The sequence below is a fragment of the Aequorivita flava genome (assembly GCF_038742595.1).
GTDB classification, from domain to species: domain Bacteria; phylum Bacteroidota; class Bacteroidia; order Flavobacteriales; family Flavobacteriaceae; genus Aequorivita; species Aequorivita marisscotiae.
The window spans coordinates 25,883-48,473 of record NZ_JBANCF010000005.1; the positions used below are offsets into that span (position 1 = coordinate 25,883).

Below are 22,591 nucleotides of genomic sequence, written 5' to 3' on the forward strand. Positions count from 1 at the left end.
ATTAAAATGTAACCACTAAATTTGCAGTTACACCAGTACTTGGGGGTACTTCTCTACATACACCGCCAACGCAAATTAAACCTCCGCGTTGTCTGCCGTAGTTCATCGCAAAACGTGCTCTACCTTTCGTGTAGCTACCGCCCACACTATAATAGTGAAGTTCTTTGTCGCCGCCGTAATTGAAAGCATCTGCTGCGTATAATGTAAAGTTTGAATTAAAATTGTATTCCAAAACGCCTGCGGCCCAGTTTTTATCATCATCTTCTGTCCATAAATGCTGAAGTTCCAGTCGTACTGCTCTTCCTTTATCAAAACGGCGCGTACCTTCAACAACCGCTATTTGCGCGTTAATATCGCCTTCGGAGCCTAATATTCCTCCTTTTGAAACGGCCTTATCTATGATTACATCTTGATACGAAACTACCGTACTCCACTTAGAAGACCAACGGTTTTTAATTTCAATATTTAAATCACGGAAATAACGATCTCCTTCGCCAATAAACTTGGCGTCGTATGTTAAATCATCTGCATTAAATGTAGCATCTAATCCTGCCCAATAGGCAAAATTCCCTGCTAATTTGGTTCCGTATTTCCCCAATGTAGATTCCTTGTCAAACGAAAAATACACATCTACTTGTGCGCCCACTTCGCCTGCTCTTTTTTCGTTTTCGGTAAATAGTAAGCGGGGTTGTGCATTGTACACATAAATATTGGAAAGTAGATAATCGTGCTGTTTTGTAATAGCTGGAATGTAATTTACTACTTGTTCGTTGTATTGATTTCCTTCGGCATATCGGTCTGCATAGAAAGTGAAATTTTCCAATCTTCTAAATGTTGAATTAATTCCCAATCCTTTTTGTGCATAGCCCATATTAAACTGCAATGCCGTACCGTCAAACAATTGCGGTGTAGTAACTACTTCTTCATTTATTAAAACATCCGGATCTTTGGTTATTGCTTCAATGCTTCCGTAGAAATTTGAAATTACAAAGTCTAACCTTCCGCCGTAGGCGTTAACATTTGCAGGGATAGAATCGCTCGAGCCATTATTTTGATATCTACCTACATAGCTCGCGCCCAATTTTAAATCTACAGCTTCAATGTTCATTAAATTGCTTAAATCTAAGTTGGCGTCAAGACCTTGAATAACTCCTTCCGAAACGTCAAATCCGTTACGTGTTTGCCCGTACACCCCAGTGAGGTCTAATGCGGCGGTTGGGGTGAATTTAACCCGAACTCCTTTTAAAGCATTGTTAATTCCCAGTTGTCGGTTTTCCCACGTACGTAGGATTAAGCCACTTCCAAATTGCTCATAAAAATACCCTCCCGTAATATCTAAGCTTTCATTTCTAAAATTTAGATAATAGGTTCCTATTCCATTTTGGCCATCCCAAGTTGGGGAATATCCCAATAGGGAAGATGGTAGGTACGATTCATACTGAACGCCCGCCGTAAATTTGCCAAGAGAATAATTAAGTTGTAAATAATTATTTGCCCTAAATTGATCTTCAGGAGCAATAAAATCAAAATCTTCGTCGTCTAGAAGCCATTGCGAATTAGATTCTAGGCCGCCAAAAAAATAGCCGTTATCTTGTGAAAAGCTTATGGCGCCCATAAACATAAAGGCACCTAATATAGTTTTTTTCATTGTAATGTTTTGGTTGATTGGTAAAGTAATTAGTTAGAATACTCCTTTATTTTTTCATAAAGTTCGTATTCTGCACCCGGGCTGTATCCAGAGTGGCGATATACAATTTCGTTGTTTTTCACCAAAAGTGTTAGCGGTACTGTAGCCGCTCCCAATGCGCGCTGAAAATCGTTATTAGTATCTAAAAGCACTGTGTAATCCCAGCCTTTTCCATTAATTAATGGTTTTACTCTTTTTACCGTACGGCTGTCATCTACCGAAACCGCAAAAAGCTTAACGCCGGTTTCGTCTTGCCAGTCGGGGTAAATTTCGCTGATTGCGTCTAACTCTTTTAAACAAGGTACGCACCAAGTGGCCCATAGCGAAACCACAATTACCTTATCGTCGGTAGAAAGTTCTTTTGAATTGATAGTAGTACCATCTATTGTAGTTAAGTCTATTTTAGGCATTTCACTTTGCGAAAACCCTAAAACAGAGATAAATAATAGAAGGAGGGGAAGGACTTTTTTCATAATTAAAAAAATTTGTGATTATTTTTGTGAAGCAATATTAAGTTTTTTTTAATGAATTTTGAATTAGATTAGTTGAAAATTGCTCATTTAACATATTTAACCAAACCCTTTTTGAGAATTAAACTATATTAGCGCACATTTTTTATTTATAAAAGTATTCGTAATATGAAAATCTATCCCTATTTTAAACCCTTGTTTTTATTTGCTATTATAGCCGTTGCAGTTATTTCCTGTAGCAAAAAAGAAGATCCTTTTGTACCCGCAGACCCTGGTTTAACCTTAGAACTAAAAAGTGACGCCGGAACAGGCGAACTTGAAGTTTTATCGGTAGATGATGTAGTGGTTTTTACCGTGTTAGGTAGCGATGGCGAAGATTATTCGGAAATGGCATCCTATTATATTAATGACGAGCCAATTTCCGGAAGAACGCATATATTCGCCGAAACGGGCACCTTTGCTGTAAAAGCCGTTTATGACGATATAAACAGTAATGTTCTAAATTTTGAAGTACTCGCACAAACCGAAAGAGCATTGACTATTGATGCGCCTAGAGCCATGAAAAATCAGACAATAACTTTTGGGTTGCTAGATAGCGATGGCAATAATGAGGCGGCAGATGCAACTTTTTATGTAAATGGAAATGCAATCGCCGGTTTTACTTTTTCTTCTTCAAGCGACGGGACCTTTGAGGTTTACGCAGAGTATGTGGTAGAAAATGAAACGTATACTACGGCTCCAAAAAACTTCTCGGTTTATACGCCCAAAAGAAAAGTAGTAATAGAAGATTATACGGGTACTTGGTGCGGCTTTTGCCCAGCAGTAGCACTTGCTATTGATACCGCTAAAGTAGCTACAAATCATATTTCAGTTGTTGCTATTCACGAAACAGGAGCTTCACTTCCAGACCCAATGCATTTTGAAAGAGTGCAAGATTTAAAAGATGCCTTTGGAATAGGAGGCTTGCCACAAGCAAGACTTAATCGTAAACAAAAATGGCTTGACCCATACAATGTGAACGATGTTTTAGCAATGGCAGGTACTGACACCGATCTTGCTATAGCTATTGATTCTAAAATTACTGGGGCTAACTTAACCGTAGATGTTAAAGTTGTTTATGCCAGCGGATCTGTAACGGGCGACAAAATAGTTGTCTACCTTGTTGAAAGTGGAATTATCTATGCACAAGCAAATTATTTTAACGCTACTTCGGGTCACCCGCTAGAAGGTCACGGAAACCCAATACCAGATTTTGTACATAACGATGCTCTTAGAAATTCGCTGAGCGATATTTTTGGCGATGCAATTACCGAAACTCCAGCGTATGCCGAATTTAAAAAGCAATACAGCCTTGAGATTCCTGCGGAGTATAACGTAGATAATTTAGCGGTGGTTGTTATGGTTGTAGATTCTGACAATAATGCGAAAAACTCGCAACACGCAGAAGTTGGCGAAAACAAAACTTTTGAATAACGCGTAACTTTTCAAAACTAAAAAACCCATCCTGAAAATTATCGGGATGGGTTTTTTTTATAGTTTCGATTTGATAACTATCCTAAAAAAGGATATCTATAATCTGTAGGAGATACAAATGTTTCCTTCACCATTCTTGGTGAAATCCATCGGTATAGGTTTTGTTTGCTTCCTGCTTTGTCGTTAGTTCCACTTGCACGAGCGCCACCGAAAGGTTGTTGCCCAACAACAGCACCGGTAGGTTTATCATTAATGTAGAAGTTACCCGCTGCGTTTTCAAGTGCTTTTACAGCTTGTTCTAAAGCATATCTATCCTCACTAAAAACAGCACCGGTTAATGCATATTCGCTAGTTTCATCTACTAATTGTAAGGTTTCTTCCCACTTTTTATCGCTGTAAACATATACGGTAAGTACTGGGCCAAATAATTCAGTACACATTGTAGTGTATTTTGGATCTTTTACTACAATTACGGTAGGCTCAATAAAATATCCTTTGCTTTTGTCGTAATTTCCACCTGCAATAATCTCAACGCTTTTGTCTTTTTTGGCTGCATCAATATAACTTGCAAGCTTATCAAAAGAACTTTCGCTAATAACGGCATTTATAAAATTACCCATATCTTCTGGGGTGCCCATTTTAAAGGATCGAATATCGTCTATCAAATATTTTTTAACGTCATCCCAAATACTGTCAGAGATATAGCATCGGCTCGCCGCGCTACATTTTTGCCCTTGAAATTCAAAAGCACCACGAGCCATAGCTGTGGCAACTTGTTTTGGGTTCGAAGTTTTGTGCGCAACAATAAAATCTTTTCCGCCAGTTTCTCCAACGATGCGTGGGTAGGTTTTATAATTTGTAATATTGTCGCCTATTTTTTTCCAAATTCCTTGAAAAACGCCTGTGGAACCTGTAAAATGAACTCCACTAAAATCTGGACTCGCCATTAAGGTGTCAGAAATCATGGCGGCATCGCCCATCACCATATTTATTACTCCGGCTGGAACGCCTGCTTCGCGGAATACATCCATAATAACTTTTGCAGAATACACCTGCGTGTTACTGGGTTTCCAAACAACTACGTTGCCCATTAATGCAGCACTTGCGGGTAGGTTTCCTGCAATTGCAGTAAAGTTAAAAGGTGTAATTGCGTAAATAAAACCTTCCAAAGGTCTGTATTCAATGCGGTTCCACGCTGCCGAAGTAGATTCTGGCTGCTCTGCATAGATTTCGGTCATATACTGCACGTTAAATCGAAGAAAATCGATAAGCTCACACGCCGAATCAATTTCAGCTTGATAAATATTTTTTGATTGGGCTAGCATTGTAGCCGCATTAATCTTGGCTCTGTACGGTCCGGCAATCAATTCGGCAGCGCGTAGAAAAATTCCAGCGCGTTGTTCCCAGGGCATTACGGCCCATTTTTTTCTTGCTTCCAATGCAGTAGAAATTGCTTCTTCTACATTCTTCTTTGTGGCTTTATGGTAAGTTCCAAGCACGTGCTTATGGTCGTGCGGCGGAGACATCGTGGCGGTTTCTTTTGTTTTAACCTCTTTTCCGTTGATGAATAAAGGCACCTCTATAGTAGCCTTGTACATTTCTCTATAAGTTTCGAGCACTTCTTCTCGTTCTGTAGAACCTGGAGCATAACTTTTTACAGGTTCATTAACGGCGATTGGCACTTCAAAAAATCCATTTCCCATTACTTTTTTATTTTTGTGTTTATGAAGATTGCAAAGGTACAAAAACGGAAACATCTAACCTTGAAATGATAGCACCAAACCTTAAAATTCCGAATTAAAAATTGGGCCGTTGACTTTTGTTCAAATTAGAGCTGGAATTTTAAAATTTTCGGTTTTCCTTTTGTAGTTTCGGGAAACAATTATTTAGTATGTGTACCGTAACTTTTATTCCGAAACCAAACAATGGGTTTATATTAACCTCCAATAGGGATGAAACCCCTGGGCGAGCAACCTTTCCGCCACAGATATACACCGAAGAAAACGTAAACTTGCTCTACCCAAAAGATGCCGTTGCAGGTGGTACTTGGATAGGTGTAAGTGAAAAAAAAAGAGTGGTAACTCTTATGAATGGTGGCTTTGTTGCGCATAAACGCAAAGATTTTTATAGAAAAAGTAGAGGCATAGTAGTAAAAGATTTGTTGAAAACTAACGGTTTAAAAGTTGAAGTTGAAAATTACAATTTTAAAGATATTGAGCCTTTTACGGCAATTATTGTTGAATGGAATTCGCTAATTAAATTGTATCAATTGGTTTGGGATGGCATAGCGTACCATTTTTCTGAATTGCTGCTGGCGCCCCATATTTGGTCCTCATCGCCATTATATCCCAAAAATTTAAAAATGAAACGCGAAGAGTGGTTTTCAGCATTTTTATTAAATTTCCCAAAACCGTCCGGTGCCGAAATTCTTCACTTTCATAAAGAAGCGGGCGAAGGAGATTTAAACAGTAATCTTATTATGGATCGTGGGTTTATAAAAACCAAAAGCATTACGCAAATCTCTAATAGTGCAGATGGAATAGCAATGCGATATGAAGATTTACAGACAGGGATACGCAGTGATTCGGAGATTGATTTACAATACTAATTTTTACAAAAAGTGAAATATTCATGTTTCACTGGGCGGCTCGCCAAAAGCTTCTTTATAACTTTTAGAAAAATACGAAAGGTTTGAATAGCCCACACTATATGCAATTTCGGATACGGAGGCACTTTTTTGCTCCAGCATTTCCTTGGCACGGGTGAGTCTGAATTCTCGAATTAATTGGTTGGGAGATTTGTTGGTTAGGCTTTTAAGTTTTCGGTTTAGTTGGGAGCGACTAAAACCTACCGAATTCGCCAAATCTTCTACAGAATAATATTCGTTTCCTAAATTCTTTTCCACTTCGCTTATAACTAGGCTGATAAACTTCTCGTCCACTGAATTCAAAAATAATTCCGTAGGGCGAATTTTTAATTCGCCTGCAAATTTATTCCGTAATGTTTCGCGTTGGGACAGTAGATTTTTGGACCTAATTAACAATTCGTGTCCGTCAAACGGCTTGGTTAAATAATCGTCTGCACCGGTTTTCAGACCTTTTAATTTAGCCGTTTGACCAGCTTTTGCCGTCAACAATATTACCGGAATATGGCAGGTTTTTATATCCTTTTTTAATATTTCGCAGAGTTCTATACCGGTCATTTTTGGCATCATTACGTCGCTGATAACAAGGTCAGGAAGTTGTGTTTCCGCAATTTTTAAACCTTCTTTTCCATCTTTTGCTGTAATTATTTTAAACTCCTTTTCCAATTGCTCGGCAATATAGTGGCGAAGGTCGGGATTGTCTTCAATTATTAGCAAAAGCGGAAGGCGTGAGTCTTGGTTTTCTATATTTGAAATGGTTTCCGTATCTGAAATCAATTCATTGGAATCTCTTTCAATAATAGGTTTTTCTATAATTTCTTCTAAAATTTCAACTTCTTGAAAATGTGATTTATTGTAAGGAATAATTACTTTAAACACGGTGCCTTTTCCCTCCGTACTATCAACGTTAATCTGTCCGCGATATAATTCTACCAATTCTTTTACCAATGCCAAGCCAATTCCGGTTCCTTGATCCTGGTTTTCCTCGGTTTGATAAAATCGGTCAAAAATCTTGTCTATTTCACTCCCTTTCATTGCCGATCCGGTATCAGCAATAGAAATTTTTACTTCTTTTCCATTTTCTTCAACCCACACTGAAACCTTACCGTGTTCGGGCGTAAATTTTATGGCGTTTGAGAGTAGGTTAACCACAATTTTTTCAAGTTTATCACGGTCGTAATAAGCGTTTGGAATGGTTTTAGGAAAGTTGGTCTGGAAATTAATACGTTTAAGTTCTGTTAAGCTTTCAAAAGAAAAAACGAGAGAGCGTAAAAACTGAACAAGATCTCCCGGAGCTACCTGCAATTTCATTTCGCCTTGGTCCAGTTTTGAAAGTTCCAGAATTTGTTCAACCAAGTTTTGAAGTCTTAGCGCATTGCGTTTCATCACCTTTAAATGCTTGCCTTTTACAGGAATTTCAGTATGCTCCTCAATAGCTTCGGCAGCAGGGATATTTTCCAAAGATTGATTTATTGGGCCCAAAATAAGTGATAAAGGCGTTCGGAATTCATGCGATATATTTGTAAAAAACTTGGATTTTATGGAATCAATCTCGCGTACTTTTTCCACTTCGGCCTTGGCGCGTTCACTCAGTTGCAGTTTTCTGGCAATGGCAAGTGCTAATATAAACATGAGTCCGGTATTGGCAATTAACCACGGATTTATATAATTCCAAAAAGGTATTACTCCATTTTCCCATAAAATGCCTAGAATAGAAAATACAAAGGACCAAATTGCGGAAAAAGCAAAATATTTGAGCAAGGTGTCCTTTAGGAAGAATAGGCGGAGGGTTACCACAAGGACGCCCAAAAACCCGACTCCCGCAAAAATATATTGATAATAATTTAAAGGATTTATTCCCTGGGTAAGCATATATAACTGAATTGTTATGGCCAATAAAAAATAAATAATTAGACCAATTACGGCTTTATCCCAAAATGGTGAAAAGTGTTTAAGGTTGGTGAATTTTCTGCCAAATTGCAGGAAGAAAACTTTACTTCCCAAGGTCAGAACGATCCAAGAGACAATGGATGCACGCGGTATTTCAGCAAAGAAAAATTCTAACAAAGGCAAATTGCTTTCCACAAAATGTTCATATATAGCTATACAGGTATAAAAAGCAAAAAGATATAAATACGACCGATCTCTGGTGTAAAAGAAAAAAGCCAGCACATAAACGGCAAGAATTAAGGCAAATGCAGAGAGCCAAACCGAAGTTCCGTTTTTCTTAAAAGGTATTGTGGAATTCCTAATTATAAGTTGCGTATAAATAGCTCTTTTGTCGAAAATGTGTAGGTATAGTTCCACAGGCTCATCCTTTTTTAATGATATTGGGAAACTATTCCTACTAGCAGGAAAAGGGACTTTTTTTTGGGAGGCAGGAATGTAAATACCGCTTTTGGTACTGTCAATTATTCGCTTGTTTTTTATGTAATACGCACTTATGCTATCGTGGGGTGTTACAAAATTATTATTTATCGAATTTCTTTTTAGAATTATTTGATGGTCCGTAAGTGATACTTTTGGGTAAAATGATATATGTAGCCAAACTGCATTCTTATCTGTAATTATTGAGTCTTTTAAGGTTTCAAAATTACTTTTTATTGAAGTTTGAAGAATATCGTTAATGGAAATATTTTCGGCATTTTCCTTTAAAATTTTTGTTTTTGAAAATACATTTTGAATTGGGTAATTAGTTGAAATTATATAGCTGTTCGATGAATCAACCTCTATTTCCGTTTGTGCGGAGAGGAAAGTGTTTCCGAAGAAAATATATGCAATACAATAGAATAAAATAAACCGCATTGGTTGGTTTGTTATTTATTTTGAACAGTTAAGATAATGAAAATCAATTTTGTAAGATTGAGTGTCTGTTGATTATTTAACAGACACTCATTAAAAAACTAATTGTTTTAAGTTAATTTGTTGCTTTCAGGTTTTGTTAAACCCGACAATAAATACACCGAAGCAACCGCAATAAAAAGTAACCGTAAATGGCTTAAACTTTCCCAAAGATGCGCTCTTTCAACCAATGATTGGTCGATAGTTGTGCTATAAGTGGTTCCTAAAATTTCTACAAGTTCTGGAACAAAATAGATGGAAGTTGTTACAAGCACGATTAAATAGAGTGCTAGTGGAAAAACAATATGTTTTCTTCTTGCCGATTTCCAAGAAACGAATAATGTAATTGCAAAAAGGAATAATGTTATAGGGTGTATAAACATCCAGAAAACTTCAACTCTTGCTCCATAATCTCCTTGAAACATTGCTAATGAGGCCGGAGGCGCTTTTGCCCATTGCGGAACTATATTTACGTGCTCATAAATGGCACCCCCAACAATGCTGCAAAAACTAAGGCAACATAAGGCGTAAATAAAATTTTTCATCGTATTTAAATTTTATTATTTAGTATTTTCTGAATACCAGGAAGCATACATCACAGAAGGTGGTACCGGCGAATTTTTGCGCATTTCTTCATTTTGAAAAACTTCCAGGTCAAGGTTATGGAAAGAAACAATCTTCCAGTGACCCCCCTGTTTTTGCGCGATTAGTGTTATTAACACCTGCGGGTCTTTGGGACGCATTTTATCTTTGGCAGTTACGGCACCCAATATGTGAAGTAAAGCAACGTTTTCATTTAAAAATTTAATTTTGTCAATTGCATAATAAAGCTGGGTGTCTTTATACATGGTATTAAATATCCATTGATGTGTTTCCGAATTGTTTTGAATTGTATTGTTCTTATAATAAAATCCGTTCCACACTATAAAATCATGAGGTTCAGCAAAGGCGCTTGCAAATTTTTCACCGTTTGCAGTGTTCCATCCTTTTTGCAGTGTTCCAACCAAATTTTTTAATTCCTTTTCGTCACTGGCTTTTTGGGCATTTGTAAAGGTTGGCATAAGAACAATTGTTAACAATAATAAAATACGTTTCATAATGATTTTGTTTAAGATTAATAAATAGTTATTTCCAGATATGTGCTTTCCGGAACTGTTTTTAAAACATTAATTATTGAGATAGTAACGAGGCTACAGACCACCTATTGATTTCTAAGGCTATTTGCTCTGCAAGTTGGTTCCAAATTAATTCTGCAATACGATAGCCTCCATAAATAACGGCTAAGGAAACAGCAAAAATTAACAGGAAGTATAAAGTGATTCGGAATTCTGAACTGATTTGAATAGAGTTTTGCATGATTCTACATTTTTTAATGCTGGTTAATAAAATTTGATGTGTCAAATGTAAAATCAAATAGAAGATACCCGTTTGAAGAAAATTAGCATTGATTAACAGATTTAAAGCATAGGGGGTATAGTGCTTCAAAAATTATAGTTGATGCGTCAAAAGTTTTAGTAAGCGTAATTGGAAATTAGAGTTTTAAGCAAAGAGCACTTAATTCATTGAAAAAGGGGCGCTTAATTTAAATAGTGGAATGGAAACTCTAAATTTACGGGTAGTTGCGTAATTAATCATGTTATAATGGCCCTTCATCGCCCCAAATGGAGATAGAAGTAAGCAACCGCTCGTGTAGGAGTGCTTTTCACCGGGCAAAAGAACTGGTTTTTGACCTATTACTCCTTCGCCTTCCACAACTTCCGTTGCATTGAGGGAATCCTTAATTTTCCAAAAGCGCGATGTGAGTTGCACGGTGTCCTTACCTTGGTTTTCAATGGTTATATTATAGGCAAAGGCATATTGCATTTTACGGTTCTTGTAAAATGTTCCATCAAATTCGGTTTTAACCGAAATCTTAATCCCTTGCGTTACTTGTTGTACCATGGTTTAATAGAGTGCTGCACTTGCAATGACAAAAATAATTGTAGCAATAGTTAATCCTATTATAAAGGCAGCGTTTAAAAATACAAATTTTATTAATGTAACAATCCTGCTTTGTTGGTAAAAATTTCTTAATGCCTTATAAAAATAAATAGGTCCTATAATTAAAAATAAACTACCAACAAAAAATTGCCAATCCAGCAACAGGTCTGGTATTATGGAGAGAAGCATTGCTAAGAATATAAAACTGAAAATATGGAATATAAACACCAAATGCTCCATATAAGTATATTTTTTACGCGAATAAATTAGCCAGAAAAACAAGGCGTATAACGGAGCATAAAAGAATAAAAAGAATGGTACTTTAGAAATTACATAATTTATAAATTCGGAAGGATTTTCGCGTATTTTTTCAGCGGTGGCGTTTTTTTTGTAAACCCATCTGTTAAAGGATGTGTTTTTATGATGCAAGCTATCCATTGCTACAGCAGCATTTTTTATTTTGTACTTTTCATAAAAGTCGTTGTATATTGATAAACGTTCGGCATAACTTTTCATCCACGGTAGCGAGTCTAATTCGCTTTCGGATAAATAATCTATTGGTTTTTCCGGTTTTAAACTCTTAATAGAATCTACCTTTTTAATTGCTGTTGCCGCTCTATTTACGGAAAACCCCAAAGAATCTAAGATGGCACGATCGGCCGGGCTAGCTATAAAATCCTGGTTGGCTTCATTTACATTATTCTCCGTATTTATAATATCGAGCAGTCCGCTAACCAAAAAGAATATTATAGACACGCTAAGAAAAAATCGAAAAGGGTTGGCGTACTTTAATCGTTGGCCACGAACGTACCACAACGTTATTTTTCCCGGCCGGAATAATAAATCTTTAAATGTACTTCTCAATCTAGAATCATATACAAATATGCTGCTAAAAAATTGTTCGAAGAAATCTGTTAAGGAGAGTTTTTTAGTACTATTGCGCTGTGAGCAGTATGGACAATATATATCGCTTTTGTCTAAGGGGTGTTCACAATTTAGGCATTTTATGCCACGGTATCGTAACGATTTTCTTCCGTTGGAGTGTTCGTTATTTTTGCGTTTCATGGCATATTGAAAAAAGAAATTTAACTCAAATTTTCAACGATTAATTATTACTGATGTTGGTAGAATTTGCATACCCTGCGCCAATAATTCGGTCGTATCGCGCACCCAAATCACGAAAATATACCAACACTGTATAATCGTTTTCGGTTTGCCAAAAATCGCCACTCACAGCGCCTTGGTCAATTGTGCCATCCCGGTTTACAACTACGTATTTATAGTTGTAAAAACCTTGTTTAAATAAACGGGTAGCGCGGTAAGTGTCGCTCTTTGAGTCATACTTCATATAGGTACTCCCGTCAATTGTCCAATTGTTAAAATTGCCGTAAAGATGCAATTCCTTTTCACCAAGATCATCAAAATACTGAAGATTAAAATGCATACGTACATATTCAGCTTCAATAGCTTGGTTTTGTGCATCGATATTTCGCACTACAAAATTTCCGTTAATATCTGGATTATAGGTGTACGGTCTGTTGTATCTTGGAATATTTGTGTATAAATAGTTTTCATATACATCGGTAACTTCTATTGAGCGCACGCCATTAGAGGCTGAGCGTTCGTCTTTATTGTCAAAAGCCAAAAATTCGTTGCCACCGCCAAATGCCGCTTCCTGGTCATACCTATAAATAAGTTCGTTTCCCATAGTATATTGGGGTACCAGATTGGTAATGGCAGTTTTTAGATTGCTGTTTTGCAAGACCAATGTCTTTACGGTCTGTTTTGGATTAATCAATAATAAATTGGGAGAATTTACAGTAAAATGCACCACTTGTTTTTCCTCGATAACTTTTAGGTTGCGTGCGCGTTTTATTTCAACCCCGACGGAAGCGATATTTTCTATCACCAAAAATTTTCGGGTAAAAATAAGGTCGCCATCACTATTGAAAATACTAAGTAGGTAGTTTCCGCTTTTTTTAATGGCCCGAGTATCGCGGTTGGGAATGGTAAGTTGATAATGCGAATATATCTGCAGCGTGTTCAGCGAATTTTGATAATCTTGAATTCGCACATCGTCAAAACCATCTAAATACTCGCTTTTAGAAAGATCGCTCGGGCTCCAATCAAAATTATAGTGTGAAATTGTATAATAAAAATCTTCTTCTTCACCGTTTAAAGCGTCAAAAGAAAGCTGCAGGCTGTTGCCCAAATTTATTATGGGTAATTGGCTCAGGTCTGTGCCACCGCGAAATTGAATGGTGCTTATATAAAAAGGTTCTACTTTTTCAACAATTTGTGAGAGCGCCGGAAAGGCCGTTAATAATAAAAGTAATGCAGTGGAAAACGTTTTTAACATGGTTGTGGTTTAAAAAGCTAAGATAACAAAATTTGTGCCTCCTTCTTTTGCAATTTGTGCCAAGCTATATTATTTATTTGGGCAGACTGAGGTTGCCCTTTTTATTTTATCCATTTTTGGATGCTCGTTGTTTTAAAATTAAGAACACTAACTTACATAAGGCGAAGGAAATATTTCAGTTCTTCAGAATATTTTAAATTGAATTTAAAAGAAACAGAATTTCTATGCTAAAGGTACATTATTGCTGTTGCCGATTTCACGGTAATATAGAATTTTCACCAGTTTTGATTAATCAATTAATATTCCAACTTTTCAATTTTATCGTCCTCGAAAAAAATTGGTGGCTTTACGAAAAAAATTAAATTCGGGTAATGGGTTATATTTCTGATTTAAAGGCTATTACTGTATTTTTGTAACGGGAATTTATACAACCTCTGTACTTCGCCGATAGTAACCTGAAGTTTTATGGCATTTTAAATTGTTATCATCCCTAATAAGAGAGAAAATTATACCCTTTTATTGTGCCATGAGGGTTTTAATTTATAAATTTGCACGCCCGTAATCTCCGACGATATAATTTGAGAGAATTACGAGTGTTAAAAAGACATTATTAATATCCATATTTATGTCCAAAGACATTAAGATTAAAAAAGGTCTTACCATTAAATTACAGGGCGCAGCCGATAAAACCTTATCGAACGCTCCGCGATCAAGAACTTTCGCAATAAGACCTTCCGATTTTCATCTCGTTACTCCAAAAATGGTGGTTAAAGAAGGTGGAAAAGTTCAGGCTGGTGAAACTATTTTTTACGCTAAAAGCAATGAAATTGTAAAGTTTGTATCGCCCGTTAGTGGTACGTTGACTAAAATTTCACGCGGCGCAAAACGTGTTATCACCGAAATTTCCATTGAAGCAGATGCACAGGATTCTTTTAAGGATTTTGGTGTTTTAAGTCCAAATTCTTCAAGTGCAGAGGCTATTAAATCTCGCTTGTTAGAAGCAGGATGCTGGCCGTTTATTATGCAGCGGCCGTATGCGGTAATTGCCAATACAGAGCAGGAGCCAAGAGATATATTTATCTCCGGATTTAGTACTGCCCCCTTGGCAAACGACTTAGATTTTTCACTCAACGGAAAGGAAAACGAACTACAGGCAGCGCTTACCGCACTGAGCAAACTCACAAAGGGGAAAGTGCATGTAGGTGTTGATAAAACCGGAAGCTCACCTTTTAAAGGAATGAAAGACATTGTATTGCACAATGTGTCCGGTCCACATCCTGCTGGAAATGTAGGAACACAAATAAACAAAATAGGCCCAGTAAATAAAGGTGAAGTGATTTGGACAGTTGCACCACAAGACCTTGTTATTATTGGCGAATTGTTACTTACCGGTAAATTTAATGCCGAACGTATTATTGCACTTTCAGGCTCTGAGGTTAAAACGCCTAAATATTACAGAACTCGAATTGGTTCAGAAGTATCAACATTTTTATACGATTCTGGATTAAATAACGAAAATGTTCGTGTTATTAGCGGCGATGTGCTTACCGGCCAAAAAATTTCTCCGAAAGGGTTTTTAGGATACTATAGCAACACGGTAACCGTAATTCCCGAAGGTGACGATTATGAGCTTTTTGGTTGGAACAAACCGGTTTTCGATAAAATATCTACTTCAAGAGCGCTTACCTTTTCATGGTTAATGCCCAATAAAACATACGATCTAGACACAAATACCAATGGCGAGCATCGTAATTTTGTGGTAACGGGTAGTTATGAAGAAGTTTTTCCGCTAGATATGTATCCATTGCAAATGTTGAAATCCTGTATGATTCAGGATTTAGATGAAATGGAAGCTCTGGGAATGTACGAAGTGGCTCCCGAAGATTTTGCGCTTACCGAATTTATCTGCGTAAGTAAGCAACCACATCAGCAAATTATCAGGAACGGTCTTGATTTAATGTATAAAGAAATTGGGTAATTATTCATTTTGAAAAAATGAAAAATAAGTAGTATATGGGATTGAAACAGAATTTACATAAGCTAAAGGAAAAATACAAGGGCACAAAAATGGCTCCTGCATTTAATGCATTGCATACCTTTTTGTACACACCGAATGAAACTACACATTCTGGTTCTCACGTACGCGCGGCAGACGATTTAAAGCGTACCATGAATACCGTCATTATGGCGTTGGTTCCATGTTTGATCTTTGGGATTTTTAATGCAGGTTACCAGCATTACGCTGCTATTGACGCTACTTTAAGGTTAGATCCGTTAGGCAATTTTTTTACTTGGGATAACTTTATCCTTGGCGCTTGGACGGTTTTGCCATTAGTAATTGTATCGTATGTGGTAGGGCTTGGAGTAGAATTTATTTTTGCGGTAATAAAAGGCCACGAAGTAGAAGAAGGTTACTTAGTAACGGGAATGCTCGTGCCGCTTATTGTTCCTATAGATATTCCACTATGGATGCTTACCGTTGCCGTTATCTTTGGTGTAGTTATAGGAAAAGAGGTTTTTGGGGGAACTGGAATGAATATTCTAAACCCCGCACTAACGATCCGTGCTTTCTTGTTTTTCGCCTATCCTACTTGGATGAGTGGCGATAAAGTATGGGTGCACGGTGCAAAGGAAATGGCAGGTAAACCAGATGCAATCTCGGGCGAAACCATTTTGGGAAGCCTGGCGCAAAACCACGAACCAATTTACAGCGTATGGGATAGTTTCTGGGGCTTTATTCCAGGTTCTGTAGGAGAAACATCAACGTTCCTTATTTTATTGGGTGCTGCGTTTTTAATTTTCACCAAGGTGGGAAGCTGGCGCATTATGCTTTCTGCAGTCATTGGCGCTGTAGTTATGGGGCTAATATTTAACGGAGTGGTAGATCAAGGTTGGATTCAGCAAGGCAGTAGTTTTTATGGCTTAATGAGCGAAACTTTCTGGCATCATTTAGTGATTGGCGGATTGGCGTTTGGTATTGTATATATGGCTACAGATCCTGTAACTGCTTCGCAGACCAATAAAGGAAAATGGATTTATGGATTTTTTATCGGTTTCATTTCAGTCTTGATTCGGGTTTTCAATCCAGCTTATCCAGAAGGAGTGATGCTCGCAATATTATTGATGAATGTATTTGCTCCAACCATAGATCACTATGTGTTACAAGGAAATATTAAGAAGAGATTGAAACGTTTAAAAGCTAAAACAGCGTAATCATGTCGAAGAATACAGATAAAAATTCATACACTATTATCTTTGCAATTGTTATGGTGCTTGTAGTTGGGTCTCTTTTGGCCGGCGTAGCGCAAGGACTTAAGAGCAAGATAACACTGAACGAGCGTTTTGAAAAAATGCAAAACATTCTTTACGCTATGGGTGTAAACGATAATGAAGGCGATGGCGATATTAACTTTATCTCTACCGATAAAGTGGAAGAAGTATTCGCAACAAAAATTAAAAAGCAATTGGTTATTCAGGGCGATGATGTAACTGAAGATCCGGAGGCCTATTTAATAGATATTAAAAAAGAAGAGACCAAAGCAAAAGATCCTAACTACGAGCGCAGGTTGCCACTTTTTGTAGGGGAAAAGGACGGCCAAACCCTCTATATAATTCCAATGAGAGGTAAAGGTTTATGGGATGCCATTTGGGGCTTTGTGGCTGTAGACAAATCATTGGTTGTGCAAGGAGTGTTTTTTGATCATGCCGGAGAAACTCCTGGTTTAGGGGCAGAAATAAAACAACGATATTTTATGGACGATTTTGAAGGTGAAAACATAATGGATGGAGACACCTTTAAAGGTATTACAGTTGCAAAAGGCAACAATGATCCCATTAATGAAAATAAAGCAGACAATAAGGTTGACGCAATTGCTGGAGCAACCATCACAGGTGATGGGGTTACAGCAATGATTAAAAAGGACGTAAGAATGTACTTGCCTTACCTAAAATCTATAAATCAATAAATTATGGCATTGCTATCAAAAAAAGACAGTAGGTTAATATTAGACCCATTGGCAGACAATAACCCAATTACCATTCAGGTTTTGGGAATCTGTTCTGCACTAGCTATTACAGCACAGTTAAAAGCATCTATCGTAATGGCCATTTCGGTTATATTTGTTTTGGGAGTAGGTAACGTAGTAATATCCCTAATGCGAAATATTATACCGTCAAAAATTCGAATTATAGTTCAGTTAGTGGTAGTTGCTGCTTTGGTAATTATAGTAGATCAAGTGTTAAAAGCCTTTGCTTATGAACTAAGTAAAGAACTATCGGTCTTCATCGGATTAATTATTACCAACTGTATTATTATGGGGCGTTTTGAAGCTTTTGCCCTAGGTAACGGCCCGTGGCGATCGTTTTTAGACGGTATTGGAAACGCCGCCGGTTATGGAGTTATACTTGTAATTGTAGGCTTCTTTAGAGAATTACTGGGCTCAGGAACACTTTTAGGTTTTAAAGTGCTCGGAGATCCTATTACAAAAACAGGTTTGTACGCCATAGGGTATGAAAATAATGGTTTTATGCTTTTGTCGCCAATGGCCCTAATCGTTATCGGTATTATTATATGGGTTCAACGCTCAAAAAATAAAGACTTAATAGAAGAATAACAAACTTGGCAATAGCTGGAAGCAGTAAAATGTTTACTGCCAACTGTAACTGCAAACTGAATACTCAAAAAAATGGAACATATAGAGTTATTTTTTAAATCAATCTTTATAGATAATATGGTATTTGCAACATTCCTTGGAATGTGCTCTTATCTAGCAGTATCTAAAAAAGTAGCAACGGCCGTAGGGTTAGGAGCGGCAGTAATTTTTGTATTGGCTGTAACCGTGCCTATTAACTGGTTGTTAGACCAATATATACTCAGAGACGGTGCTTTATCGTGGCTAGGAGAAGAATACGCTTCGTACGATCTAAGCTTCCTTTCATTTATTCTATTCATTGCTACCATTGCTACAATGGTGCAGTTGGTAGAAATTGTTGTTGAAAAATTTTCACCTTCATTATATAACTCTTTGGGTATTTTCCTTCCCTTAATTGCAGTAAACTGTGCAATTTTAGGGGGTTCATTATTTATGCAGTCAAGAGAAATTCCAACTTTAGGATTGGCTTTAAATTATGGTATAAGCTCAGGAATAGGTTGGTTTTTAGCAATCTTGGCAATTGCCGCGATTCGTGAAAAAATCCGCTACTCAAATGTGCCAGCTCCCTTACGTGGCTTAGGAATTACTTTCATCATTACAGGTTTAATGGCTATTGGGTTTATGAGTTTTGGTGGAATGTTAACAGGTGGCGATGATACCACATCATTAGAAGGAAACCCAGAAAATGTGGGCATGGAATCAGAACAGATTCAACAAGAAAATATAGAAACCGAGGAAACGATAAAAGTTTCAACTATAACGAAGCAATAGTATGTTTTTAGCAGTAAGTACTCTAGGAGTTATAATAGTAACGGTAATCGCCTTTTTGGTGTTAACCTTGTTATTAGTGTCATTATTACTTTTTACCAAACAGAAGCTTTCGCCATCTGGTCCCGTAAAAATTACTATTAATGATGAAAAAGTAATCGAAGTTGAAAGTGGTGGAACACTATTGTCAACCTTGGGAAGTGAAAAAATATTCCTTCCATCGGCCTGTGGAGGTGGGGGTACCTGTATTCAGTGTGAATGCCACGTAGTTGAAGGAGGCGGAGAAGCACTACCTACAGAAACGCCACATTTCACCCGTAGGGAATTACAGGAAGGTATTCGACTGGCCTGCCAAGTAAAGGTTAAACAGGATATGAACATCACCATTCCTGAAGAAGTATTCGGAATTAAAAAATGGGACGCCACCGTTGTAAGAAATTATAACGTTGCATCATTCATTAAAGAATTTGTTGTTGAAATTCCAGAAGATATGAACTATAAGGCTGGAGGTTATATTCAGATTGAAATACCGCCTTGCGAAATTAAGTTCGAAGATATGGACATTACCGCGCATCCTGAAGAGCACGAAACACCAGACAAATTTCAAGACGAATGGGATAAGTTTAAACTTTGGCCATTGGTAATGAAAAACACCGAAACGGTTGAAAGAGCATACTCTATGGCTTCTTACCCAGCAGAAGGTCGCGAAATTATGCTTAACGTACGTATTGCCACCCCACCTTTCGATCGAGCAAAAGGCGGTTGGATGAGTGTAAATCCGGGTATTGCGTCTTCTTATATCTTTAACTGTAAAGAAGGAGATAAGGTGGTAATTTCAGGTCCTTATGGCGAGTTCTTTATCAATCCATCCGAAGCAGAAATGCTATACGTTGGTGGTGGGGCCGGAATGGCACCTATGCGATCGCACCTTTATCATCTATTCAAAACCCTTAAAACTGGAAGAAAAGTTACTTATTGGTATGGAGGACGTTCAAAAAGAGAACTTTTCTACTTAGATCATTTTAAAGAATTGGAGGCTGAATTTCCAAACTTTAAATTCTATTTGGCCTTAAGTGAACCAGCCGAAGAAGATAACTGGAAAGTAAAAAAAGATATTAATGACGAAGCAGGCGACGGGTTCGTTGGCTTTATTCACCAAGTGGTTATTGACAATTACCTAAACCACCACGAAGCTCCGGAAGATATTGAGCTTTACTTCTGTGGCCCACCATTAATGAACCAAGCTGTTCAAAAAATGGGTGAAGATTTTGGTATCCCGGACGAAAATATTCGTTTTGATGACTTCGGTGGATAATCATTATTTTTTCTAAAATTTCAAAAGAACCGTTTCAATTTAATGAAACGGTTTTTTTATGCCGAAGAAGATTAAAAATGCATTCAAATATTCGTAATTTTGAAATCTACCATGGGAGAGAAACTAACCAAACAAGAGTTGCATAACCTCGCGATGAATATCGTGGGCAAACGGTTGGAAGCTGATGGATACGAATTTTTAGGCGTAAATTCAAAATTAAAACGCGATCCGCAATTCGTAGCACTAAAAGATAAAATTTTGCATTTTATTATAGTGCGTGCCATAACTTATCCACAGGATGCGCATGCGTATGATCCGCTTTTTATGCAAACAATAAAAGAGCACGCAAGTAAATTTGAAGCCAAGACATATTACGCCGGCGTAGGTTTGGGGCACGGTACCGATTATGGCAAACCCGTTATTAAAAACGAAGATTACACCGTTGTATATAAAGGGTTGCAGGAAATTCCGTAGTTTTTTAAACCTTCAAATTTCTTTGTAGAATTTTCAATAATTAAATAAAGTCTTATGCGTCACACGCTTAAATTTCTTTTTCTTTCGGTACTGTTTCTACTTTTTGCCTGTGGAAATAGTAATCCCGAACCCGTATTCTTACAAGGCGAAGCATTTGGTACCACCTATAATATTCAACTTTATACCTATCAAAACGAAGTTTTACAGAAAGGCTTAGATTCGGTTATAGCGCGTGTAAATCATTCGGTAAGTACTTATATCCCGCAAAGCGACATTTCAAAAGTGAACGCTGGCGATACTACTGTCGTGGTAGATTCCATATTTTTGGAAGTGTTTAAAATTTCGAAGGAAGTAAATAAAAAAACCAATGGTTATTTTGACCCTACAGTTGGGGTTTTGCGAAATGCCTATGGTTTTGGCGACGTAAAACCATTGAAAAATATTGATACCACGACCTTGGATTCTTTGATGAAATACGTGGGATTCCATAAAGTAAAAATCAATGCTGATGGCACTGTTTCTAAAGAACATCAAGAAATATACTTCGACTTTAATGCGGTGGCAAAAGGCTTCGGAATTGATTTGTTGGGACGTTATTTAGAGTCTAAAGGCGTAACCGATTACTTAATTGAATTGGGGGGTGAAATTTTGACGAAAGGTGAAAACCTAGCTAAAAATAAAAAATGGGCGGCTGGCATTGAAACCGTAGATTCTGAATTGGAAGATCGGAGTATTGAAGCAATTGTGGCTTTAAAAAACATAGGAATGGCTTCGTCTGGCAATTATCGAAAATTCAGAATTGATTCTGTTACTGGTAAAAAATACGTGCATACTTTAAATCCCTTAACCGGCTCTGCTGAAATGAGCGACGTTACTAGCGCCACGGTGCTCGCGCCAACTTGTGCTCTTGCCGATGCATACGCTACTTCGTTTATGGCTTTGGGATTAAATAAATCGGAGGAATTACTAAAAAAGCTACCCAATATTGAAGCATATTTAACCTATACGGATTCGCTGAACCGCCATCAAGTATTTATGACCCGTGGTTTTAAAAGACATTTAGTGAACTAGCTTTTTACAAACGGGAATCAGTTCGCCCACAGGCAATCGGTATTTTTCAACTTCTTCTGAAGAAAAACTTTTGGTGTAGTCAACAGCTTCAACTTTAAAACCGATACTTTCCAATTTGGTGAAATAATCCATTCCATAAACGCGAACGTGATCATACTGACCAAAAATTTTTGCGCGCTCTTTTGGGTCGGTAATAGTATTGTCTTCAAAAGTTTCTTTTAATTTGGCTTTGTATGGAACTTGCAAAATTGCTGTGCCACCGGGGGCTAAAACACGAAAAATTTCTTGCATCGCTTTTGTATCGTCGGGAATGTGTTCCAACACATGATTGCAGATTATAAAATCGAATTGGTTATCGTTAAATGGTAAATTACAGATATCGGCCTTTACATCGGCAATGGGCGAATTTAGATCAGTCGTGGTGTAATCCAGATTTTTCATTTTTCTGAATTTTCTATAAAATGCCTGCTCGGGCGCAAAGTGAAGTACTTTAATATTTTCGGTAAAAAAACCTGTTTCATTTTTTAAATAGAGCCAAAATAATCTGTGTCTTTCCAAAGAAAGCGTCCCGGGCGAAAGTACATTTTTACGAACAACTTCGTACCCATACGGAAGAAACTTACGGTACGATTTCCCATCTATTGGGTCTGTATATTTATTTCCTTTTAGAAAAAAAGCTAAAATTGGTTGACCTATAATACTTAATCGAATAAGCAAAGGGCGCGGGATGATATTTAGTATTTTTTTGAACAATGATTATAGGTTGTTTTGCAGAGAAAACAGGGTTTACGCTGAATTATAAAGCAATTATAGTTTCTGTTAAATCGTTATCTATTTCTCTGTGATTCTCCGAGTTT

Annotated in this window: 20 protein-coding genes; 10 read left to right on the top strand and 10 right to left on the bottom strand. The window is 37.3% G+C overall.

What is annotated here, in order from left to right; all coding sequences use genetic code 11:
* Nucleotide 1: 1 nt before the first annotated feature.
* Nucleotides 2-1,648, bottom strand: coding sequence for a DUF6029 family protein (locus tag VZD24_RS07920; protein WP_342687344.1), 1,647 nt, complete (start codon nt 1,646-1,648; stop codon nt 2-4).
* 29 nt (nt 1,649-1,677) lie between these two features.
* Nucleotides 1,678-2,160: a TlpA family protein disulfide reductase gene (locus tag VZD24_RS07925; RefSeq protein ID WP_279450171.1), complete on the bottom strand. Its 483-nt coding sequence runs from the start codon at nt 2,158-2,160 to the stop codon at nt 1,678-1,680.
* 165 nt (nt 2,161-2,325) lie between these two features.
* Between VZD24_RS07925 and VZD24_RS07930 the strand changes: the two genes are divergently transcribed.
* Complete coding sequence (locus VZD24_RS07930; RefSeq protein WP_342687345.1) at nt 2,326-3,630, top strand: Omp28-related outer membrane protein; 1,305 nt, start codon at nt 2,326-2,328, stop codon at nt 3,628-3,630.
* 77 nt (nt 3,631-3,707) lie between these two features.
* Here VZD24_RS07930 and pruA read toward each other — a convergent pair whose 3' ends face one another.
* Nucleotides 3,708-5,333: an L-glutamate gamma-semialdehyde dehydrogenase gene (gene pruA, locus VZD24_RS07935; RefSeq protein WP_342687346.1), complete on the bottom strand. Its 1,626-nt coding sequence runs from the start codon at nt 5,331-5,333 to the stop codon at nt 3,708-3,710.
* A gap of 188 nt (nt 5,334-5,521) precedes the next feature.
* On the opposite strand from pruA, the gene VZD24_RS07940 reads away from it, so the two are divergent.
* Nucleotides 5,522-6,238: an NRDE family protein gene (locus VZD24_RS07940; RefSeq protein ID WP_279450174.1), complete on the top strand. Its 717-nt coding sequence runs from the start codon at nt 5,522-5,524 to the stop codon at nt 6,236-6,238.
* A 21-nt stretch (nt 6,239-6,259) separates the two neighbouring features.
* On the opposite strand, the gene VZD24_RS07945 is transcribed toward VZD24_RS07940, so the two are convergent.
* The 6 genes from VZD24_RS07945 to VZD24_RS07970 form a co-directional block, all read right to left on the bottom strand.
* Nucleotides 6,260-9,079: an ATP-binding protein gene (locus VZD24_RS07945; protein WP_342687347.1), complete on the bottom strand. Its 2,820-nt coding sequence runs from the start codon at nt 9,077-9,079 to the stop codon at nt 6,260-6,262.
* Nucleotides 9,080-9,186: 107 nt separating this feature from the next.
* The gene (locus tag VZD24_RS07950) at nt 9,187-9,660 is read right to left on the bottom strand and encodes a hypothetical protein (RefSeq protein ID WP_342687348.1); all 474 of its coding nucleotides are present in this window, start codon (nt 9,658-9,660) and stop codon (nt 9,187-9,189) included.
* 15 nt (nt 9,661-9,675) lie between these two features.
* Complete coding sequence (locus VZD24_RS07955) at nt 9,676-10,212, bottom strand: SgcJ/EcaC family oxidoreductase (protein WP_342687349.1); 537 nt, start codon at nt 10,210-10,212, stop codon at nt 9,676-9,678.
* Nucleotides 10,213-10,669: 457 nt separating this feature from the next.
* A complete protein-coding gene (apaG, locus tag VZD24_RS07960; RefSeq protein WP_279450178.1) occupies nt 10,670-11,056 on the bottom strand; it encodes a Co2+/Mg2+ efflux facilitator ApaG/CorD in 387 nt (128 codons plus the stop codon).
* A 3-nt stretch (nt 11,057-11,059) separates the two neighbouring features.
* Nucleotides 11,060-12,160 carry a DUF3667 domain-containing protein gene (locus VZD24_RS07965; protein WP_279450179.1) on the bottom strand — a complete coding sequence of 367 codons (1,101 nt, stop codon included), beginning with the start codon at nt 12,158-12,160 and terminating at the stop codon, nt 11,060-11,062.
* Between the two features lie 40 nt (nt 12,161-12,200).
* A complete protein-coding gene (locus tag VZD24_RS07970; RefSeq protein WP_279450180.1) occupies nt 12,201-13,454 on the bottom strand; it encodes a type IX secretion system plug protein in 1,254 nt (417 codons plus the stop codon).
* A 625-nt stretch (nt 13,455-14,079) separates the two neighbouring features.
* Here VZD24_RS07970 and VZD24_RS07975 point away from each other — a divergent pair.
* The 8 genes from VZD24_RS07975 to VZD24_RS08010 all read left to right on the top strand — a co-directional run bounded on the left by VZD24_RS07975 (nt 14,080) and on the right by VZD24_RS08010 (nt 21,734).
* Nucleotides 14,080-15,432 (top strand): Na(+)-translocating NADH-quinone reductase subunit A, encoded by a 1,353-nt coding sequence (locus tag VZD24_RS07975; RefSeq protein ID WP_279450181.1) that lies wholly within the window; start codon nt 14,080-14,082, stop codon nt 15,430-15,432.
* A gap of 35 nt (nt 15,433-15,467) precedes the next feature.
* Nucleotides 15,468-16,667: an NADH:ubiquinone reductase (Na(+)-transporting) subunit B gene (locus tag VZD24_RS07980; RefSeq protein ID WP_279450182.1), complete on the top strand. Its 1,200-nt coding sequence runs from the start codon at nt 15,468-15,470 to the stop codon at nt 16,665-16,667.
* A 2-nt stretch (nt 16,668-16,669) separates the two neighbouring features.
* A complete protein-coding gene (locus VZD24_RS07985) occupies nt 16,670-17,419 on the top strand; it encodes a Na(+)-translocating NADH-quinone reductase subunit C (RefSeq protein WP_342687351.1) in 750 nt (249 codons plus the stop codon).
* Nucleotides 17,420-17,422: 3 nt separating this feature from the next.
* Nucleotides 17,423-18,067, top strand: a complete 645-nt coding sequence (locus VZD24_RS07990; RefSeq protein ID WP_279450184.1) for an NADH:ubiquinone reductase (Na(+)-transporting) subunit D — start codon at nt 17,423-17,425, stop codon at nt 18,065-18,067.
* Between the two features lie 72 nt (nt 18,068-18,139).
* Nucleotides 18,140-18,877, top strand: a complete 738-nt coding sequence (gene nqrE / locus VZD24_RS07995) for an NADH:ubiquinone reductase (Na(+)-transporting) subunit E (protein ID WP_279450185.1) — start codon at nt 18,140-18,142, stop codon at nt 18,875-18,877.
* Between the two features lies 1 nt (nt 18,878).
* Nucleotides 18,879-20,189: an NADH:ubiquinone reductase (Na(+)-transporting) subunit F gene (nqrF, locus tag VZD24_RS08000; protein ID WP_279450186.1), complete on the top strand. Its 1,311-nt coding sequence runs from the start codon at nt 18,879-18,881 to the stop codon at nt 20,187-20,189.
* Nucleotides 20,190-20,300: 111 nt separating this feature from the next.
* Complete coding sequence (locus VZD24_RS08005; RefSeq protein ID WP_279450244.1) at nt 20,301-20,663, top strand: DUF8840 domain-containing protein; 363 nt, start codon at nt 20,301-20,303, stop codon at nt 20,661-20,663.
* A gap of 54 nt (nt 20,664-20,717) precedes the next feature.
* Nucleotides 20,718-21,734 carry an FAD:protein FMN transferase gene (locus tag VZD24_RS08010; RefSeq protein WP_342687352.1) on the top strand — a complete coding sequence of 339 codons (1,017 nt, stop codon included), beginning with the start codon at nt 20,718-20,720 and terminating at the stop codon, nt 21,732-21,734.
* Here VZD24_RS08010 and VZD24_RS08015 read toward each other — a convergent pair.
* Nucleotides 21,723-22,487: a class I SAM-dependent methyltransferase gene (locus VZD24_RS08015; protein WP_342687353.1), complete on the bottom strand. Its 765-nt coding sequence runs from the start codon at nt 22,485-22,487 to the stop codon at nt 21,723-21,725. The two genes, VZD24_RS08010 and VZD24_RS08015, sit on opposite strands and share 12 nt — an antisense overlap.
* Nucleotides 22,488-22,591: the final 104 nt, after the last annotated feature.

Bases quoted from the DNA above. Each gene is read 5' to 3' on its own strand.
- VZD24_RS07920 (WP_342687344.1), bottom strand. From the start codon at position 1,648: ATGAAAAAAACTATATTAGGTGCCTTTATGTTTATGGGCGCCATAAGC.
- VZD24_RS07925 (WP_279450171.1), bottom strand. From the start codon at position 2,160: ATGAAAAAAGTCCTTCCCCTCCTTCTATTATTTATCTCTGTTTTAGGG.
- VZD24_RS07930 (WP_342687345.1), top strand. From the start codon at position 2,326: ATGAAAATCTATCCCTATTTTAAACCCTTGTTTTTATTTGCTATTATA.
- pruA (WP_342687346.1), bottom strand. From the start codon at position 5,333: ATGGGAAATGGATTTTTTGAAGTGCCAATCGCCGTTAATGAACCTGTA.
- VZD24_RS07940 (WP_279450174.1), top strand. From the start codon at position 5,522: ATGTGTACCGTAACTTTTATTCCGAAACCAAACAATGGGTTTATATTA.
- VZD24_RS07945 (WP_342687347.1), bottom strand. From the start codon at position 9,079: ATGCGGTTTATTTTATTCTATTGTATTGCATATATTTTCTTCGGAAAC.
- VZD24_RS07950 (WP_342687348.1), bottom strand. From the start codon at position 9,660: ATGAAAAATTTTATTTACGCCTTATGTTGCCTTAGTTTTTGCAGCATT.
- VZD24_RS07955 (WP_342687349.1), bottom strand. From the start codon at position 10,212: ATGAAACGTATTTTATTATTGTTAACAATTGTTCTTATGCCAACCTTT.
- apaG (WP_279450178.1), bottom strand. From the start codon at position 11,056: ATGGTACAACAAGTAACGCAAGGGATTAAGATTTCGGTTAAAACCGAA.
- VZD24_RS07965 (WP_279450179.1), bottom strand. From the start codon at position 12,160: ATGAAACGCAAAAATAACGAACACTCCAACGGAAGAAAATCGTTACGA.
- VZD24_RS07970 (WP_279450180.1), bottom strand. From the start codon at position 13,454: ATGTTAAAAACGTTTTCCACTGCATTACTTTTATTATTAACGGCCTTT.
- VZD24_RS07975 (WP_279450181.1), top strand. From the start codon at position 14,080: ATGTCCAAAGACATTAAGATTAAAAAAGGTCTTACCATTAAATTACAG.
- VZD24_RS07980 (WP_279450182.1), top strand. From the start codon at position 15,468: ATGGGATTGAAACAGAATTTACATAAGCTAAAGGAAAAATACAAGGGC.
- VZD24_RS07985 (WP_342687351.1), top strand. From the start codon at position 16,670: ATGTCGAAGAATACAGATAAAAATTCATACACTATTATCTTTGCAATT.
- VZD24_RS07990 (WP_279450184.1), top strand. From the start codon at position 17,423: ATGGCATTGCTATCAAAAAAAGACAGTAGGTTAATATTAGACCCATTG.
- nqrE (WP_279450185.1), top strand. From the start codon at position 18,140: ATGGAACATATAGAGTTATTTTTTAAATCAATCTTTATAGATAATATG.
- nqrF (WP_279450186.1), top strand. From the start codon at position 18,879: ATGTTTTTAGCAGTAAGTACTCTAGGAGTTATAATAGTAACGGTAATC.
- VZD24_RS08005 (WP_279450244.1), top strand. From the start codon at position 20,301: ATGGGAGAGAAACTAACCAAACAAGAGTTGCATAACCTCGCGATGAAT.
- VZD24_RS08010 (WP_342687352.1), top strand. From the start codon at position 20,718: ATGCGTCACACGCTTAAATTTCTTTTTCTTTCGGTACTGTTTCTACTT.